Below are 15,237 nucleotides of genomic sequence, written 5' to 3' on the forward strand. Positions count from 1 at the left end.
AAACGAATTAACGCTTCGAGAACTGGAACGAACGACGAGCTTTGCGCTTACCGTATTTCTTACGTTCAACAACGCGGCTGTCGCGGGTCAGGAAGCCAGCAGCTTTCAGAGCACCACGGAGCGACGGATCGTAAAGCTGGAGAGCTTTGGAGATACCGTGCTTAACAGCGCCAGCCTGACCAGTCAGGCCGCCACCTTTAACGGTCGCCATTACGTCGAACTGGCCTTCAACGCCAGCGATCTGGAACGGCTGACGCAGGATCAGCTGAAGAACCGGACGTGCGAAGTAAACAGCCATTTCTTTGCCGTTTACGATCACTTTGCCGGAACCCGGTTTAACCCAAACGCGAGCGACAGCGTCTTTACGCTTGCCGGTTGCGTAGGAACGGCCCAGTTCGTCGCGAACAGGTTCACGCGGTGCGTCTACTTCTACAGCGGTGCCAGCGGCTGCTGCGAGATCTTCGAGCGAGTTGATTTGATCGGCCATCGATTAGACCCTCGTGTTTTTCTTGTTCATCGACTTAACGTCGAGAACTTCAGGCTTCTGAGCTTCCATGCCGTGTTCGGCACCAGCGAAGACGCGCAGGTGGGTCATTTGCTTGCGCGACAGACGGTTGCCCGGCAGCATGCGCTTAACAGCTTGCATGACGACTCGCTCGGGGTGTGCACCCTCGAGGATCTGACCAGTGGTGCGGGACTTGATGCCGCCCGGGTGGCCAGTGTGCCAGTAATTCGGCTTTTCGCGCTTGTTACCAGTCAGCTGAACTTTGTCAGCGTTGATAACGATCACGTTGTCACCCATGTCCATGTGGGGGGTGAAGGACGGCTTGTGCTTACCGCGCAAGCGCATGGCGATGATCGAAGCAAGACGGCCCAGAACAACGCCTTCAGCGTCGATCAGGATCCATTTTTTATCGATATCTGCCGGAGTAGCAGAGAAGGTTTTCATATTACACCATTGCTGGTTGGGGGCATTACGGCCCCGTTCATTCGGATGGGCGGGTTATATAGGCCGCGAAAATCCAGTCAACAGCAATTTACTCGAAATAATTGTTCTAAATCAGTTACTTAAAATTAAGGTATTATTTTACCCCACAATTTAGACCGTAATTCTCTCGGGCGGATGGTCCAAAAGGTCTCTGAGCCCTCGCAAGGCCGTCTCAAACCGTTCGATAGCGATTCCTCCGTTCAGGGCAATACGTACCGCTTGAACCCGTCGCCCGTCGCGCGGCCCAAATTCTTCGGCGGATTTTAGAAAGATCCCCTGCGCCTCAGAGCTTCGACAGAATTCACCGCTTCGCCACCCATCAGGGAGTTCGAGCCAAATGAATGGGACGTTCTCTTGCCATCGCACTTTATATCCACCGAGCACATTCAGCGCCATTCGCATTCGGTCTGCCATGTGTGCGCGTGTCGATTTCAAAATCGCAGGCATTTCGGGGTGGTTCTGGACGTAAGCATAAACAGACGTAATCGCTGTCGGCACTCCGAAGGAGTTAAACGTGACCGAGCGGATAAACGCGTTAAGATGCCCTTCTGGCGGCACAACAAATCCGATCCGCAGCGCGGCAGAGATCGATTTAGAGGGCGAGGTCGTATACCATGCCAGTTCGGGCACATATTGGCGATAGCTCGGACCGATGAACGGACCATTGCGATAGCTATCGTCGTCGATGATGTGCACGCCATAGCGACGGCACATCTCGGCGATCTCTTGACGACGTTTAAGTGAGGTCGTCATGGCGGTTGGGTTCATCACATCAGAGCAGGTCGCGTAAATCTGAACGCCATGGTCGATCACCAACCGTTCGAATTTATCGAGCCGAGGCCCCTCCTCGTCCCATTCGACCGAAACGGTCGGTGCGCGGCACAGTTCGGCTGCGCGACGGAACCCAGCGTAGGTCAGTTCATCGACCATAACGACGGGCGACGATCCTTTGAGTACCGTTTGGAAAATCATGACGATCGAATGCTGACCACCATGGGTGATCACCACGTTGTCCGGTGAGAATTTGCCAATCGGAAAATCTTTGCTCGCCTCATAAAATGCCACGTGCGCGTCCCGATGGTTCTGACGCACGGGATATCGCAGCAACAATTCAGAGGCTGCTGTATCGGCGTATCGGTGAAACCCATCCCGAATAAGGTCCGTCTGGCCGAGGTCAGGAAGTCGGGGACTAAGGAGTGTCGCGCCCATATCGGTGACTTCTTCGAATTGTACCACTTTCTGCTCTGGTACAAATGTCCCCCGTCCTACCGCAGCATCGAGGAACCCCGCATCAACAAGGTTCTTATAGGCCCTGGCAACAGTCCCAGGAGTCACCTTGGCCTGCCACGCCAAGTCACGGACGGGTGGCAATTTATCACCACATTTCAGCGTACCACCCCGAACTGCTTGACGAATGGCGACCTCGATTGCGCGATATTTCGGTCCGTCGGCTTGTGTTAAATCGGGTAGCCAAATTGTATCGGTCACAATGTATTCCTCGACACGCATAGCGTGGTTTTGTATCGATTATATACGGCACAATGCCACATTGTATCAATACAAGTAAAGAGAAAGATGATGACACTGGTATCCCACCACCTCCCGCTGAACACGATGATCATTCCTGCGCCCACGACCCTCGCGGCACGTGCGCTGGTGACCATCGCGGTCAAGGTAGAGACGTGGTCGATGCGACGCCAAACCCGTCAACATCTACGCGATCTGCCTGAACATGTTCTGTTCGATATCGGCCTCACCCGTGAACAGGCAAAGCTTGAGTCAACGAAATACTTTTGGAGGGCCTAATCCCCGGCTCTTCCTGTACCTGGGCGGGGACTTCCCCGCCCCTTTTTATTTCGGCGGAATAGAATACGTGAGCGAGGCGCGCGCGACGGCCTGATCGCTGCCTTCCGAAAACAACAAACAGTCGCCCACCGCCAACACACGGCCCAGTTTCAAAAGCCGAACATGGCATAGCAGATCTCGACCTGCTTCGGGTTTGCGCATGAAATCAATGCTGCAATTCGTAGTGACAGATAGTGCCTTTGGTCCGATCATAGCGAGGATCGCCAAATAGACAGACACATCTGCTAGTGCGAACATCGACGGGCCAGAGACGGTGCCACCGGGACGTAAGTGTTCTTCGCGAACGTTCAGACGAATGACGGCTTCCATTTCATCAACGGATTCGATGGTAAACATTCCATCCACTTGGGAAAAATCCGACGCTAAGAACTGCGTCAATGCGTCTTTGTCCATGGCCAACGGCATAGTTTCCTCCCTCGCTCGTCTGCCCTAAGGTGAACGCAGGGAAGAGGAGGAAACAAGATGGCCTTGCTAGAACGTAGCGTCACAGGTGCAGTTCTGCATCTTACGATGAATGCACCAGAAAAGCTCAACGCACTCTCAGACGAGATGCTGGCGGAACTGCAATCGACGCTGGACGAAGTCGCGATGGACCGTTCCATTCGCGTCATCACACTTGGCGGTGCGGGTAAAGCGTTTTGCGCGGGGCATGATCTAAAACAGATGCAAGCGGGTCGCGCGGCTGCGGACGGCGGTGCAGCTTATTTCAAGGATCTCTTTGAACGCTGCACGAAACTCATGTTGACCATCCAGCAGATTCCACAGCCTGTGATCGCCAAACCGCACGGCATCGCGACCGCTGCAGGCTGTCAGCTGGTTGCGACCTGCGACCTCGCCGTTGCTGCCGAAGGCACCCGTTTTGGCGTGAATGGCGTGAACATCGGATTGTTTTGTTCGACCCCGATGGTCGCCCTCACCCGCAATGTTCATCGCAAGCAAGCATTCGAGATGCTCACCACTGGTAAATTCATCAACTGTGACGAAGCCGTTGAATTCGGTTTGATCAATCGCGCCGTTCCGCATGACGACCTTGATGCGGCGGTTGATGAACTGGCGAATACCATCGCGTCGAAATTGGCGAGCGCGGTTCAGATCGGCAAACGTGCGTTCTACGATCAAGCTCAGATGACCACCGCAGAGGCCTATGCCTTTGCGGGCGATGTCATGGTCCGCAATATGTTAGACCGTGACACCGATGAGGGCATCACGGCCTTTATCGAGAAACGCAAACCGGACTGGGATCAAAGCTGATACAGGTCCGAGAATTTAGCTTCGAGATAATCAAGGAGCGGAGCCTCTGTTGGCTCTGCCCCAATCGCACGGCGGATAGTGTCGCGCGGTTCATAGAGGCCACCATGCTGTTGCAGATTGTCACGCAACCACCCCGTCGCCGCCGCCAAATCGCCGCGTGACAGATCATCATCAAGGTTTGGAACAGCCTTGCGCAACACTGCATGCAGGTTGCCCGCATAGACGTTGCCCAGCGAATAGGTCGGGAAATAGCCAAACAGGCCAACAGGCCAATGCACGTCCTGAAGAACGCCATTCGATGCCTTATCGACCGCGTATCCAAAGTCCGCCTCAAAGCGGTCGTTCCATGCAGCCTCTAGATCGTCGATCTCTAGGTCACCGCTGATCAATGCACGTTCGAGGTCAAACCGCAAAAGGACATGCAGATTGTACTGCAATTCGTCTGCTTCAGTACGGATGTAGCCACGGTTCACGCGGTTCACGGCGGCGTAAAATGCGCCCTCATCTGCGATCCCAAAATCACCGAATGCATCGCGCATTTTACCAAAGAGCCACCCCGTGAACGCACGGCTGCGACCCAGTTGGTTCTCGTAGATACGGCTCTGACTTTCGTGGACGCCCATCGACACACCACCGCCCAGCGGGGACAGAAGGTAAGCCTGATCAATGTTCTGCTCGTAACAGGCGTGACCGACTTCGTGGATGGTCGAATAGAAGCAGTTAAACGGATCGTCAGCAGCCGTGCGGGTCGTGATCCGCACGTCGTTACCAGAGCCAGAGCTAAACGGATGCACCGCCTTATCGATACGACCACGGGACATGTCGTAACCAAAGGTTTCCGCGAGGAGCGTCGACAGTTTCAGCTGCGCGGCCTCATCAAAGGTGCCCGTAACGCCCGCTGGCTGCGGTTTTGCCAGAACGGCCTCGCGTAGTGCGACGAGCCGCGGACGCATCGCATCGAACATTGCGACCAGATCCGCAGCTTTCGCACCTGGTTCGTAGTCGTCCAGCATCGCGTCATAGATGTCGCCACCATTGGCGAGCGCGGCGCCCTCTTCGCGTTTCAGGCGCAGCACCTCCTTGAAGGTCGGAGTGAAGGCGGCAAAGTCATTGTTCGACCGCGCCTCGGCCCAGATGCCTTGAGATTTCGACGTGACCTTTGCGATTTCAGCGGCGAGTTTCGCAGGCACTTTCATCGCTCGGTCATAGCTGCGACGGATTTGGCGTAACATGGCGGTTGCGACCTCATCCTTGGCTTCTGCCGTTGCCAGCCATTCACCGACCCGAGGATCCGTGCGACGCGCGTGCAGGACACCTTCAATCGCGGCAAATTCTTCGCCACGCTGATCAGCCGATCCACGCGGCATCATCGTTTCCTGATCCCATCCCAAACGCCCCGCGATTTGCGCGAGAGCTTGGGTTTCGCGATCAAAGGCGATCAAATCATCATAAGCAGTCATATCACGCCTCGCGAATGGATTGGGCCAGCGGGTAACGCGCCAGATAACGGCCACGCAGGATCAGCACCCAAAGAACGATTGCACCGATCTGGTGGGTGATCGCGACGTGGAGTTGAGCTTGATACAGCACGGTCATGATCCCCAAAACCATCTGCACCACCATCATCGCCATCACAGCGTTGTAGGCAAAGCGCGTTTTGCCATTCGGCGATTTGCGCGCACGAAGCCAAACCACGATACCATAGATGAACAAGAGATAACCCGACATGCGGTGGATGAACTGCACGAGGCCCGCGTCCTCAAAGAAGTTCCGCCACATCGGGGTAAGTTGGAACGGATCAGGCGGCAGGAACCCATCGCCCATCAGCGGCCACGTTGGGAAGGCGCGACCTGCATCAATACCGGCAACCAACGCGCCGAGAATGATTTGAAGGAATGCGAAATGCATCAGCCCTGTGCCCATACCAAACAGTTTGGCATTGGCCGACCTACGCGCCTGCATCAAATCAGCCTCAGTACGGCCCATCTGGAACGTAAACCACGCAGTGAAACCAAGGATCACAAAAGCAAGGCCAAGGTGCGTTGCGAGGCGATAGGACGCTACATCCGTGCGGCCAATTTCTTGGGCTGTTTGATCCAATCCCGAATGTACCATCCACCAGCCAATCGCGCCTTGAAGTCCGCCAAGCACGCCCAAAAGGAACAGACGACCTGTCCAGCCTGTTGGGATGTTCTTTGTCAGCATGAAGCCAAAGAAACCGAGCGCCCAAACGAGGCCAATAAAGCGCCCCAACTGACGGTGACCCCATTCCCACCAATAGATGAACTGGAACTCGCTTAGGCTCATACCCTTGTTCTGCAGGAGGTATTCGGGGCTCGTTTGATATTTTTCAAATTCGACGGCCCAATCGGCATCGTTCAGCGGCGGGATCGCCCCCATAACGGGGTTCCATTCCGTGATCGACAACCCGCTGTCGGTCAGGCGCGTAAGGCCGCCGACTACGATCATCGACGCAACAAGCGCGAAAATAACCATGAGCCAGAAGCGAATAGCACCGCGTGCGCCGCGCCGTTTGGCGTCGATCTGTCCCGGTGCTGCGGTCTGTTTCGGGGCTTCGCCCACGTCCTCGAACAATTTGCGCGGTGTTTGCGCCATGCCGGCCTCCTTCGATGTTGCGGGGAACCTAAGTCGCAGGAGGCATCACGGCAAGGGCTAGCCGCGGTCCTTCCAGCGGACCATCTGACGCATGATGCCATGTAGGATCTGCACATCAGGACGGGTGAGCGGCATACGGCTCCACAGATTGCGCAGATTGGTTTTCATATGGGGCGCTTTGTCCTCTGGGAAAAAGAACCCAGCCTGTTCGAGGTGCGTCTCGTAATTCTCAGCCAGCTTTTCAACCTCAAGCTGGGTCGCCCATTCGTTTGGGTTATCGAGCCGTTCGTGAACAATCGCCGTCGATGCACGACGCCATTCATACCCAACAAGCAGAACACATTGCGCGAGGTTCAGCGACGAAAACTCTGGATTCACGGGGACGTTGATGATCGCGTTGGCGAGAGCGATATCTTCGTTCTCCATCCCTGCCCGTTCAGGCCCGAACATCACAGCGACCTTCTGGCCGTCGTTGATCCGTTTTGCGGCGTCCTGCATCGCGGCCTCTGGCGACATGACAGGTTTGGTCAAACCACGCGGACGTGCGGTCGTCGCATAAACGAATGTGCAATCCTCAACGGCCTGAGCGGTGGATTCATACACCTGCGCCTCATTCAACAGACGCCCTGCCCCAGATGCCATCGCGACCGCATTCGGGTTCGGCCAACCATCACGAGGTGTTGTGAGACGCATCAGGTCCAACCCAAAGTTCCACATCCCCCGCGCTGCAGCACCGATATTTTCACCCATCTGTGGGCGGATCAAAACAAAGGCGGGCTGAGGCTGGCCAGTGGGCATCGGGATCATCCTTTCAGGTTTCCTGCGCCTGATACGCAAGCCAGCTCCTTGAGACAAGCCAAAGCACCCTCTTCCTAAGGCGCAAAAGCATCGTTATATGACCACAAACCGATGTTAACGGGACAGAATTGGGGACCACGATGACCGACGCAGCCGACCTTCCGCAGCTTTACCTCATCACACCGACCGATTTTGAACTGTCGACTTATCCTGACATCCTTGGCTCCGTACTCGACGCCCAAGAAATCGCCTGCGTGCGTCTGACCCTCGCCACCCGCGATGAGGACCGAATTGCTCGTGCTGCGGACGCCCTGCGCTCTGTCACGATGGAACGTGACGTCGCTCTGGTGATCGACACGCATATGATGCTGGTTGAACGGCTCGGCCTGGATGGTGTGCACCTGACGGATTCCGCACGGTCGGTCAAAAAGATGCGCAAAGAACTAGGCGAAGATGCGATCATCGGCGCATTCTGCGGCAACAGCAGCCACGACGGAATGACGGCGGGTGAACTTGGCGCCGATTACGTCAGCTTTGGCCCCGTTGGAAACAGCCCGCTGTTCTCTGGCGAAACCGCACCGCTCGACCTGTTCCAGTGGTGGTCTCAAATGATCGAAGTGCCCGTGGTCGCCGAAGGCTCTCTCGACGTTGATTTGATCCGCCAACTGACGCCCTACACCGATTTCTTTGGTATTGGTGATGAAATTTGGACCAACGACGATCCCGTTGCAGCGTTACGCACTCTCGTCGCGGCGATGTCCTAACAATCACGCGTCGAGGACACCTGCCTCTGCCAAGGGTTTGCGAACGGTGGCTTCTAGATCGCGTGCGAGAGCTTTGCGGTCTGAGTAATCCGAGACCTTTACAGGCTCATGGTAAACCACAGTGACCGACCCTTGCTTTGGGGCGGTCAGCACGGCTAGAAAATGCTGTCCGAAATCCATGTTTCCCCACCAGCCATATTGACGAATATCCGCACCTTCCGCGGCGCGATAAACCATCGTCACGGGCTGGATTGAAAGCGTTTCACGCATTTCGTCAGCAAGGAATGCCGCGAAGAGTGTCGGCTTGAACGGCAATAGAACGCGCCCATCCGTCGACGTCCCTTCTGGAAAGAACAACAATTTGTGCCCGTGCGACATCCGCTCTTGGAACTGCATGATCTGCGCTTTGGCATCTTTGCGATCACGACGGATAAATACAGTGCCGGTTGCACGTGCGAGCCACCCAATGCCCGGCCATTTCGCAACCTCGGCTTTGGAGACGAAGTAGATGCGCTTGCGAGCATTGAGGATGAAAATATCCATCCAACTCACGTGGTTTGCGACCACGGCGCCCGGTCCTTTCATCGGTTCGCCGATAACGCGATAGTCAATTCCGATAAGGCGAAGCGTATTTCGGCAAACAAAGAGTGTAATATACGGCGTGACAGGACGATCCATGCCGCAGAGCGGACGTTCGACCAAACGCACCAACAACAGCACCAAGAGACCGCCAAAGACCAAGATGCCAATCATTGGGGCCTTCACCGCAAATCTCAGCCAGCCTAGCGGTGTGATTTTGATATCGGGTGGCGGTAGCTCGGGCGACCAATTTGTAATCATCGACGTGCACCCCGATCATAGAGCGCCTTTTGCGATGCATTGAGACGTTCGGTATCGAGGATCAGGCAAACATCTGTCGTGTTAAACGCATGATCGACAAAAGCCCCATCCCCGACAAATCCGCCGATCTTGAGGTAGGCTTTGATGAGCGGAGGCACGTCACGCATGGCGGACACGCGGTCGATCTGTGACGGCTCAATGAGGGTCATCCGCTGATAAACTTGCGACCGCACACGCAGACCTTCGGGCGCCATGTGGCGATCGGCAAGCAGCGATAAAGCGGGCGCAAGGCGTTCAATGTCAGTTCCATGAAACGACGCAACGCCAAAGAGAACCTCAATCCCATGCTCGACCACATAGTCGGACAGCGCATTCCACATCAGTATCATGCCCTGCCCGCCGCGATAGTCTGCGGCAAGACACGACCGGCCAAGCTCTAACAGTTTTCGACCCGAGGCAATCAAGGGCGTGAGGTCATATTCGCTTCGCGAATAGAACCCGCCCGCCGCATCTGCCATGTCAGAGCGCAGCAAGCGATAGACGCCAACAACACGTTCGTGGCCAGTCTTATTTCCATCGATAAGCAGCAGGTGATCGACAAAAGGATCGTAGTGATCCGCTTCAATCTTTGCCTCATGATCCACCATCGGACCTGTTGCGCCGAGCTCTTCGACAAAGACGCGATAGCGCAGATGTTGTGCCGCGCGAACATCGTCTTCGGTCTGGGACAGCCGAACAGTCAAACAATCAGTGGTTGCGGTCATGGCTGCGTTTACGGTTAGGTCAGGGTGCACGACTTTTAGGCGGTTTGTAGCCGCAAAATCAAGGGCGGCGGCATGGTTACCTTCTGTTAACCTTTGCCGCATATCCCAGAATTAATTCGGATCAACGGAGACCAACATCAACATGACGCGGTTGCCATCGATCACCACTTTTCCTTGGTCGGGGAAGTTTACTGTCACGCGGCCAGCGATATTGGACTGCACTTGCCCAACGCCCCAATCCGGCTGCCCAGGATGACGCACAAGCATTCCTGGCTCCAATACTGAATTCAAATCCATCTTTTACCTTTCGGACCGCAATGACCAACGACACAGACATCGCCGCATTGATCGGATCGCGCATTTGCCATGATCTTGTGAACCCCCTTAGCGCAATCAGCAACGGGGTGGAACTCCTCGAACTATCAGGCGCGGCGCAAACGCCGGAAATGGCGTTGATTGCAGACAGTGTCGCAGCCGCAATGGCGCGGGTAAAGCTGTTCCGCCTCGCGTTTGGCCCGTCGGATTGCGCGCAAACGAAATCACGATCAGAGGTTATCACCCTGCTGAACGATATATCGAAATCAGGTCGATTAAGCTTTGATTGGCAAATTGCTCAAGATCTGAACCGTGGTGAGGTGCGTTTGTTGATCCTCGCCGCGCTCTGCATTGAGACTGCAACGCCACTGGGCGCTGAAATCGTTTTCAGGCAAACGGTTTCAGGGTTCGACATAGACGGTAAAGGGCGCAAAATCGCAATTGACCCTGCCCTCTGGTCGTTCGAGGGCAAATCCCTCTCTGCCGCTCAGGTGCAGTTCGCACTCTTGCCCCGCGTCGCGCAAAGCTTGAACCGCACCGTCATCTATACGGCAACAGACACTGAGCTAACGGTCGCAGTTTAACCGCGAACCGCTCCATCCGAGGTCACGAGGTATTTAAAGCTGGTCAGCTGCTCGGCCCCAACAGGTCCACGCGCATGCATTTTGCCTGTTGCAATGCCGATCTCTGCACCCATCCCGAATTCACCACCGTCGGCGAATTGCGTCGACGAGTTGTGCATCAAGATCGCGCTATCGAGCCGTTCAAAGAACCGCGCCACAGCTGCCGAATCCTCGGTTATGATGCAATCGGTGTGGTTCGACCCGTATTGGCGGATATGCGCAATCGCGCCGTCAACGTCCTCGACTACCTTCGCCGCGATATCCATGTCGAGGTATTCACGTCCCCAATCATCATCAGTCGCAACATCGGTGCCCGATAGCCCCTCGCCCGCATGCACACGGACACCTTTGTCCATCAACGCTTTGATCAGATCAGCGCCCAAGGTCGCCGCGACATCTTTATGAATCAGGAGACATTCCGCAGCACCACAAATCCCAGTACGGCGGGTTTTCGCATTGAGAACAACGCGAAGCGCCTTTTCGGGATCGGCAGCTTTGTCGATGTAGATGTGCACGATGCCTTCGAGGTGGGCAAAGACAGGCACGCGGGCCTCGCGCTGAACGAGACCAACAAGGCCCTTGCCACCACGCGGGACGATCACGTCGATATAGTCGACAGCTCGCAACATTGCCGCCACGGCCTCACGGTCACGGGTCGGGATTAATTGGATTGCATCTTCGGGCAGGTTCGCGGCCTTCAGGCCCGCAACCAGACATTCATGAATGGCGCGCGATGAATGGAAACTCTCAGACCCTCCGCGCAAAATCACCGCATTGCCTGATTTCAAACAAAGCGCACCCGCATCGGCGGTCACATTCGGACGGCTTTCATAGATGACGCCAATCACGCCCAACGGCGTACGTACACGTTTGATATGAAGGCCATTAGGCTGGTCCCACTCGGCAAGAACGGCACCCACGGGATCCGCCTGCTCCGCAACCGACCGAAGCCCGTCAACGATACCACGAATGCGATCTTCGTTCAGCATCAGGCGGTCCATCATCGCAGGGCTCAGCCCCTTTTCGCGACCGTAATCAAGGTCCTTGGCGTTCGCCTCAATGATCTTTGCGCGATTGTCCCAAACGGCATAGGCAGCACCGATCAATGCAGCGTGCTTACGTTCCGCTGACGCGTGACCAAGTTCCGCACTGGCGGCGCGGGCACGCTTACCGATATCGGCCATCATTTCTGCAATGTTTACGATATCTGTCATAGCCTTACGTCCCTTTATTGAACCACCATATCGTCCCGATGAACGAGAGCTGCGCGGCCCTTATATCCTAAAATTTCTTCTATATCGGCGCTACGCCGACCAATGATCTGGAGCGCTTCTGCGCTTGTGTATCGCGTGAGGCCAATACCGATTGCCTTACCTGCGTCTGTCACAATCGCGACGGGTTCACCGCGGCCAAAGGTGCCGCGCACAGCTCTAACGCCAGCAGGCAAAAGACTTTTCCCAGCGGACAACGCCGTTTCGGCCCCAGCATCCACAACGAGTTCGCCTTTTGGCTTCATCGCGGCAATCCAGCGTTTGCGGGCCGCCTGAGGGTCGTCATGCGCGGTAAACCACGTCACCGTCGCGCCATCCTCAAGCGCACGCAATGGGTTCATCCGTGAACCAAGCGTAATCGCCATCGCACAGCCTGCCTCGGTCGCCATCCGCGCGGCAAGGAGTTTGGTGATCATGCCGCCCTTAGATAGTCCAGACACACCATCACCTGCCATCGCCTCAATCTCGGGCGTGATGCGGTCGATGACATCGTAACGCGTTGCCGCTGGATCGAGGTTCGGGTTGCCGTTGTAGAAACCATCCACATCCGACAGCAGGATCAACTGATCCGCGCCACAGGTAACGGCAACTTGAGCCGCCAAACGGTCGTTGTCACCATAACGAATTTCATCTGTCGCAATGGTGTCGTTTTCGTTTACGATTGGCGTCACACCCAATGAAATCAGGGTTTCCATCGTGGCACGCGTATTCAGATAACGGCGACGGTCCGTGCTATCCTCAAGCGTGACGAGCACCTGCCCCGTATGAATACCGTGGGGCGCCAGCACCTCTTCATAGGCACGGGCGAGTTTGATCTGACCAACGGCTGCCGCGGCTTGGCTCTGTTCCAATGGAAGCGGGCCACGCGGCAGACCGAGAACCTCGCGGCCAAGCGCGATAGAACCAGAAGACACCAGCACAACATCAATGCCAGAATGACGGAGCCACGCGACATCAGTTGCCAAGGACCGTAGCCAATCAGATTTCAGCGAACCGCTATCCCGATCAACGAGTAGCGCCGAACCAATTTTGACAACAACGCGTTTTGCGCTGCTTAGGGTCGCCACGGTTCATCCTCCTGACTAGCATCAAACTCTTCGGCATTGCGGTCGTCAATTTCACGACGCAGGGCGCGCAGAACGTCTTGAACGCCTTCGTTCGAAACACCCGACATCAGCATGACAGGCTCACCGGTCACTTGTTCCAGCTCTTCTTTGATGAACTGGCGTTCTTCCTCGTCGAGCGTATCGACTTTGTTCAGAACGGTGACACGCGGCTTATCAGCGAGATCGCCGCCATACGCTTCGAGTTCCTCGACGATGATCTCGTAATCCTTGATCGGATCGCCCGATGAACCGTCAATGAGGTGCAAGAGAACAGCGCAACGTTCGACGTGGCCGAGGAACATATCGCCCAGACCACGCCCCTCGGACGCGCCCTCAATCAAACCCGGAATGTCAGCGACAACGAATTCATGGCCATCAACACCCACAACACCAAGGTTCGGAACCAGCGTGGTGAATGGATAGTCAGCGATTTTCGGACGCGCGTTCGAGGTCGCAGCGAGGAAGGTCGATTTACCCGCGTTCGGCAAGCCAACAAGACCCGCGTCCGCGATGAGCTTGAGCCGAAGCCAAATGGTACGTTCGATGCCAGCAAGACCAGGGTTCGCAGAGCGCGGCGCTTGGTTCGTGGCGGATTTAAAGTGAAGGTTGCCGAAACCACCATTGCCACCTTTGGCAAGGATCACGCGCTGACCGACTTCGGTCATGTCTGCGATCAGGGTTTCTTCGTCTTCATCAATGATCTCGGTTCCGACGGGAACGCGCAGAATAATATCGTCACCCGACGGACCAGTGCGTGCGCGCCCCATACCAGGCGTGCCGTTTTGCGCAAAGAAGTGCTGCTGGTAGCGGAAATCGATTAGGGTGTTCAGACCCTCGACCGCTTCGGCGATCACATCACCACCACGACCACCGTCACCACCGTCCGGTCCACCGTATTCGATGAACTTTTCACGGCGGAACGACACGGCGCCATTCCCCCCACTACCGGAGCGAATATTAACTTTGGCAAGGTCGAGGAATTTCATCGGAACGGCTTTCAGGTTTTACAGCGCCTCGCTTATGCGATCACGCCTCATTGCTCAAGAGGGAGCCCGAAAGCCGCCCCCTTTAGCTGTTGATTTTAAGCGTATAGGTCCAAGTGGGCACAGTTGACTTGCGAGCTACAGAATAGGCTTCGGCGTCACCAAGGTAGGTGAAACCGCAATTCGTCAGAACACGCGCAGAGCCAAGGTTATCTTGGAACACTTCCGCAAAGAGAGTTTTGGCATCATGGGGGTTCGCTTCGATCAGGGCTTTGACGGCGCCAGATGCGATGCCCGTGCCCCAAAACGCAGGCGCGACCCAAAAGAAGATCTCGCTCTGTCCACGATCCATACGTTCGAGGCTCACAATGCCGAGCATTTCGCCCAAATCGGTCGCCTTACCATCAATGACCCACACGTCTTCGGTGCGATCAGCTTTGGTTGAACGGTCAATGAACCCCTCAGTCGTGCCAGGAGGCAAAGGATGAGGAATCGACCGCGTTCCACGCGCGACACGATCATCCGCCGCATACATGCTGATCAAACCAGCATCCGATTTGCGCAGCGGACGCAAAACGAAACGGTCAGCCTGAATGGTGGGCTGTGGTGTCACTTGATCTAACATCGTTGGCTTCCTCCTAGAAACCGAGTCGGGCTTTGGCTCCTCTTCCGCACCCCAACAATGACTTAATAACAATCACAAAATAATAAAGGGGGACCGGAAAACCCGATCCCCCTAAATATCAAACCTTTAAGGTATCGGTTTACTCAGCGGCCTCCGCCACTGGGAGAACCTTTACAAAGGTGCGGCCCTTAAGACCGGTGTAGAACTTCACGTTGCCGTTCGCAGTTGCAAACAGTGTATGGTCTTTACCCATACCAACGCCTTCGCCAGCCCACATTTTAGTGCCGCGCTGACGAACGATGATGTTGCCTGCTACGACAACTTCACCACCGAATTTTTTTACACCAAGGCGACGACCCGCGGAGTCGCGACCGTTACGGGAGGAACCGCCTGCTTTTTTGTGTGCCATGTGTCTCTCCTATGCCTA

19 protein-coding genes are annotated in these 15,237 nt (G+C 55.7%); 4 read left to right on the forward strand and 15 right to left on the reverse strand.

Annotated elements, in window-relative coordinates; genetic code table 11:
* Positions 1-7: 7 nt before the first annotated feature.
* The 3 genes from rpsI to BSK21_RS06715 all read right to left on the reverse strand — a co-directional run bounded on the left by rpsI (position 8) and on the right by BSK21_RS06715 (position 2,476).
* Entirely contained in the window at positions 8-487 is a 480-nt protein-coding gene (gene rpsI, locus BSK21_RS06705; RefSeq protein WP_067545105.1) for a 30S ribosomal protein S9, read from the reverse strand.
* A 3-nt stretch (positions 488-490) separates the two neighbouring features.
* Positions 491-949: a 50S ribosomal protein L13 gene (gene rplM, locus BSK21_RS06710; protein ID WP_067545108.1), complete on the reverse strand. Its 459-nt coding sequence runs from the start codon at positions 947-949 to the stop codon at positions 491-493.
* A gap of 150 nt (positions 950-1,099) precedes the next feature.
* Positions 1,100-2,476, reverse strand: coding sequence for a PLP-dependent aminotransferase family protein (locus tag BSK21_RS06715; RefSeq protein ID WP_231924642.1), 1,377 nt, complete (start codon positions 2,474-2,476; stop codon positions 1,100-1,102).
* 87 nt (positions 2,477-2,563) lie between these two features.
* On the opposite strand from BSK21_RS06715, the gene BSK21_RS06720 reads away from it, so the two are divergent.
* Positions 2,564-2,794: a DUF1127 domain-containing protein gene (locus tag BSK21_RS06720; protein WP_082959348.1), complete on the forward strand. Its 231-nt coding sequence runs from the start codon at positions 2,564-2,566 to the stop codon at positions 2,792-2,794.
* Positions 2,795-2,839: 45 nt separating this feature from the next.
* On the opposite strand, the gene BSK21_RS06725 is transcribed toward BSK21_RS06720, so the two are convergent.
* Entirely contained in the window at positions 2,840-3,259 is a 420-nt protein-coding gene (locus BSK21_RS06725) for a PaaI family thioesterase (protein ID WP_067545114.1), read from the reverse strand.
* A 57-nt stretch (positions 3,260-3,316) separates the two neighbouring features.
* On the opposite strand from BSK21_RS06725, the gene BSK21_RS06730 reads away from it, so the two are divergent.
* A complete protein-coding gene (locus BSK21_RS06730; protein ID WP_067545117.1) occupies positions 3,317-4,105 on the forward strand; it encodes an enoyl-CoA hydratase in 789 nt (262 codons plus the stop codon).
* Here BSK21_RS06730 and BSK21_RS06735 read toward each other — a convergent pair.
* Genes BSK21_RS06735 through BSK21_RS06745 form a run of 3 tightly spaced genes read right to left on the reverse strand, consistent with a single transcriptional unit; the run spans position 4,096 to position 7,519 of the window.
* On the reverse strand, positions 4,096-5,565 hold the full coding sequence (locus BSK21_RS06735; RefSeq protein WP_067545119.1) for a carboxypeptidase M32: 1,470 nt from the start codon (positions 5,563-5,565) through the stop codon (positions 4,096-4,098). The two genes, BSK21_RS06730 and BSK21_RS06735, sit on opposite strands and share 10 nt — an antisense overlap.
* 1 nt (position 5,566) lies before the next feature.
* Positions 5,567-6,721, reverse strand: a complete 1,155-nt coding sequence (gene ctaA / locus BSK21_RS06740; RefSeq protein WP_067545121.1) for a heme A synthase — start codon at positions 6,719-6,721, stop codon at positions 5,567-5,569.
* Positions 6,722-6,778: 57 nt separating this feature from the next.
* Positions 6,779-7,519: an RNA methyltransferase gene (locus BSK21_RS06745; RefSeq protein ID WP_067545123.1), complete on the reverse strand. Its 741-nt coding sequence runs from the start codon at positions 7,517-7,519 to the stop codon at positions 6,779-6,781.
* Positions 7,520-7,659: 140 nt separating this feature from the next.
* Here BSK21_RS06745 and BSK21_RS06750 point away from each other — a divergent pair, with 140 nt between their 5' ends.
* Entirely contained in the window at positions 7,660-8,283 is a 624-nt protein-coding gene (locus BSK21_RS06750) for a thiamine phosphate synthase (protein ID WP_067545125.1), read from the forward strand.
* Between the two features lie 3 nt (positions 8,284-8,286).
* On the opposite strand, the gene BSK21_RS06755 is transcribed toward BSK21_RS06750, so the two are convergent.
* From BSK21_RS06755 to BSK21_RS06765, 3 genes are all read right to left on the reverse strand, one after another.
* Positions 8,287-9,036 (reverse strand): 1-acyl-sn-glycerol-3-phosphate acyltransferase, encoded by a 750-nt coding sequence (locus BSK21_RS06755; RefSeq protein ID WP_231924644.1) that lies wholly within the window; start codon positions 9,034-9,036, stop codon positions 8,287-8,289.
* Positions 9,037-9,119: 83 nt separating this feature from the next.
* Positions 9,120-9,887, reverse strand: coding sequence for a GNAT family N-acetyltransferase (locus BSK21_RS06760; RefSeq protein WP_067545127.1), 768 nt, complete (start codon positions 9,885-9,887; stop codon positions 9,120-9,122).
* 111 nt (positions 9,888-9,998) lie between these two features.
* Positions 9,999-10,154 carry a DUF3553 domain-containing protein gene (locus tag BSK21_RS06765; protein ID WP_231924646.1) on the reverse strand — a complete coding sequence of 52 codons (156 nt, stop codon included), beginning with the start codon at positions 10,152-10,154 and terminating at the stop codon, positions 9,999-10,001.
* Positions 10,155-10,204: 50 nt separating this feature from the next.
* Here BSK21_RS06765 and BSK21_RS06770 point away from each other — a divergent pair, with 50 nt between their 5' ends.
* Positions 10,205-10,786: a histidine phosphotransferase family protein gene (locus BSK21_RS06770; protein WP_067545129.1), complete on the forward strand. Its 582-nt coding sequence runs from the start codon at positions 10,205-10,207 to the stop codon at positions 10,784-10,786.
* On the opposite strand, the gene BSK21_RS06775 is transcribed toward BSK21_RS06770, so the two are convergent.
* The 5 genes from BSK21_RS06775 to rpmA form a co-directional block, all read right to left on the reverse strand.
* Positions 10,783-12,039 carry a glutamate-5-semialdehyde dehydrogenase gene (locus BSK21_RS06775; RefSeq protein ID WP_067545131.1) on the reverse strand — a complete coding sequence of 419 codons (1,257 nt, stop codon included), beginning with the start codon at positions 12,037-12,039 and terminating at the stop codon, positions 10,783-10,785. The two genes, BSK21_RS06770 and BSK21_RS06775, sit on opposite strands and share 4 nt — an antisense overlap.
* A gap of 14 nt (positions 12,040-12,053) precedes the next feature.
* The gene (gene proB / locus BSK21_RS06780) at positions 12,054-13,163 is read right to left on the reverse strand and encodes a glutamate 5-kinase (protein ID WP_067545134.1); all 1,110 of its coding nucleotides are present in this window, start codon (positions 13,161-13,163) and stop codon (positions 12,054-12,056) included.
* The gene (gene obgE / locus BSK21_RS06785) at positions 13,151-14,188 is read right to left on the reverse strand and encodes a GTPase ObgE (protein ID WP_067545137.1); all 1,038 of its coding nucleotides are present in this window, start codon (positions 14,186-14,188) and stop codon (positions 13,151-13,153) included. Before obgE ends, proB begins: the two co-directional genes overlap by 13 nt.
* A gap of 82 nt (positions 14,189-14,270) precedes the next feature.
* Entirely contained in the window at positions 14,271-14,810 is a 540-nt protein-coding gene (locus BSK21_RS06790; RefSeq protein ID WP_067545140.1) for a GNAT family N-acetyltransferase, read from the reverse strand.
* 139 nt (positions 14,811-14,949) lie between these two features.
* On the reverse strand, positions 14,950-15,219 hold the full coding sequence (gene rpmA, locus BSK21_RS06795; protein ID WP_067545143.1) for a 50S ribosomal protein L27: 270 nt from the start codon (positions 15,217-15,219) through the stop codon (positions 14,950-14,952).
* Between the last annotated feature and the right edge of the window lie 18 nt (positions 15,220-15,237).

This window comes from Marivivens sp. JLT3646, assembly GCF_001908835.1.
In the GTDB taxonomy this organism is placed as follows: Bacteria; Pseudomonadota; Alphaproteobacteria; order Rhodobacterales; family Rhodobacteraceae; genus Marivivens; species Marivivens geojensis.

Excerpts from the sequence above, each read along its gene's own strand:
- rpsI (WP_067545105.1), bottom strand. The coding sequence starts at position 487 with ATGGCCGATCAAATCAACTCGCTCGAAGATCTCGCAGCAGCCGCTGGC.
- rplM (WP_067545108.1), bottom strand. The coding sequence starts at position 949 with ATGAAAACCTTCTCTGCTACTCCGGCAGATATCGATAAAAAATGGATC.
- BSK21_RS06720 (WP_082959348.1), top strand. The coding sequence starts at position 2,564 with ATGATGACACTGGTATCCCACCACCTCCCGCTGAACACGATGATCATT.
- BSK21_RS06725 (WP_067545114.1), bottom strand. The coding sequence starts at position 3,259 with ATGCCGTTGGCCATGGACAAAGACGCATTGACGCAGTTCTTAGCGTCG.
- BSK21_RS06730 (WP_067545117.1), top strand. The coding sequence starts at position 3,317 with ATGGCCTTGCTAGAACGTAGCGTCACAGGTGCAGTTCTGCATCTTACG.
- BSK21_RS06735 (WP_067545119.1), bottom strand. The coding sequence starts at position 5,565 with ATGACTGCTTATGATGATTTGATCGCCTTTGATCGCGAAACCCAAGCT.
- ctaA (WP_067545121.1), bottom strand. The coding sequence starts at position 6,721 with ATGGCGCAAACACCGCGCAAATTGTTCGAGGACGTGGGCGAAGCCCCG.
- BSK21_RS06745 (WP_067545123.1), bottom strand. The coding sequence starts at position 7,519 with ATGCCCACTGGCCAGCCTCAGCCCGCCTTTGTTTTGATCCGCCCACAG.
- BSK21_RS06750 (WP_067545125.1), top strand. The coding sequence starts at position 7,660 with ATGACCGACGCAGCCGACCTTCCGCAGCTTTACCTCATCACACCGACC.
- BSK21_RS06755 (WP_231924644.1), bottom strand. The coding sequence starts at position 9,036 with ATGATTGGCATCTTGGTCTTTGGCGGTCTCTTGGTGCTGTTGTTGGTG.
- BSK21_RS06760 (WP_067545127.1), bottom strand. The coding sequence starts at position 9,887 with ATGACCGCAACCACTGATTGTTTGACTGTTCGGCTGTCCCAGACCGAA.
- BSK21_RS06765 (WP_231924646.1), bottom strand. The coding sequence starts at position 10,154 with ATGCTTGTGCGTCATCCTGGGCAGCCGGATTGGGGCGTTGGGCAAGTG.
- BSK21_RS06770 (WP_067545129.1), top strand. The coding sequence starts at position 10,205 with ATGACCAACGACACAGACATCGCCGCATTGATCGGATCGCGCATTTGC.
- BSK21_RS06775 (WP_067545131.1), bottom strand. The coding sequence starts at position 12,039 with ATGACAGATATCGTAAACATTGCAGAAATGATGGCCGATATCGGTAAG.
- obgE (WP_067545137.1), bottom strand. The coding sequence starts at position 14,188 with ATGAAATTCCTCGACCTTGCCAAAGTTAATATTCGCTCCGGTAGTGGG.
- BSK21_RS06790 (WP_067545140.1), bottom strand. The coding sequence starts at position 14,810 with ATGTTAGATCAAGTGACACCACAGCCCACCATTCAGGCTGACCGTTTC.
- rpmA (WP_067545143.1), bottom strand. The coding sequence starts at position 15,219 with ATGGCACACAAAAAAGCAGGCGGTTCCTCCCGTAACGGTCGCGACTCC.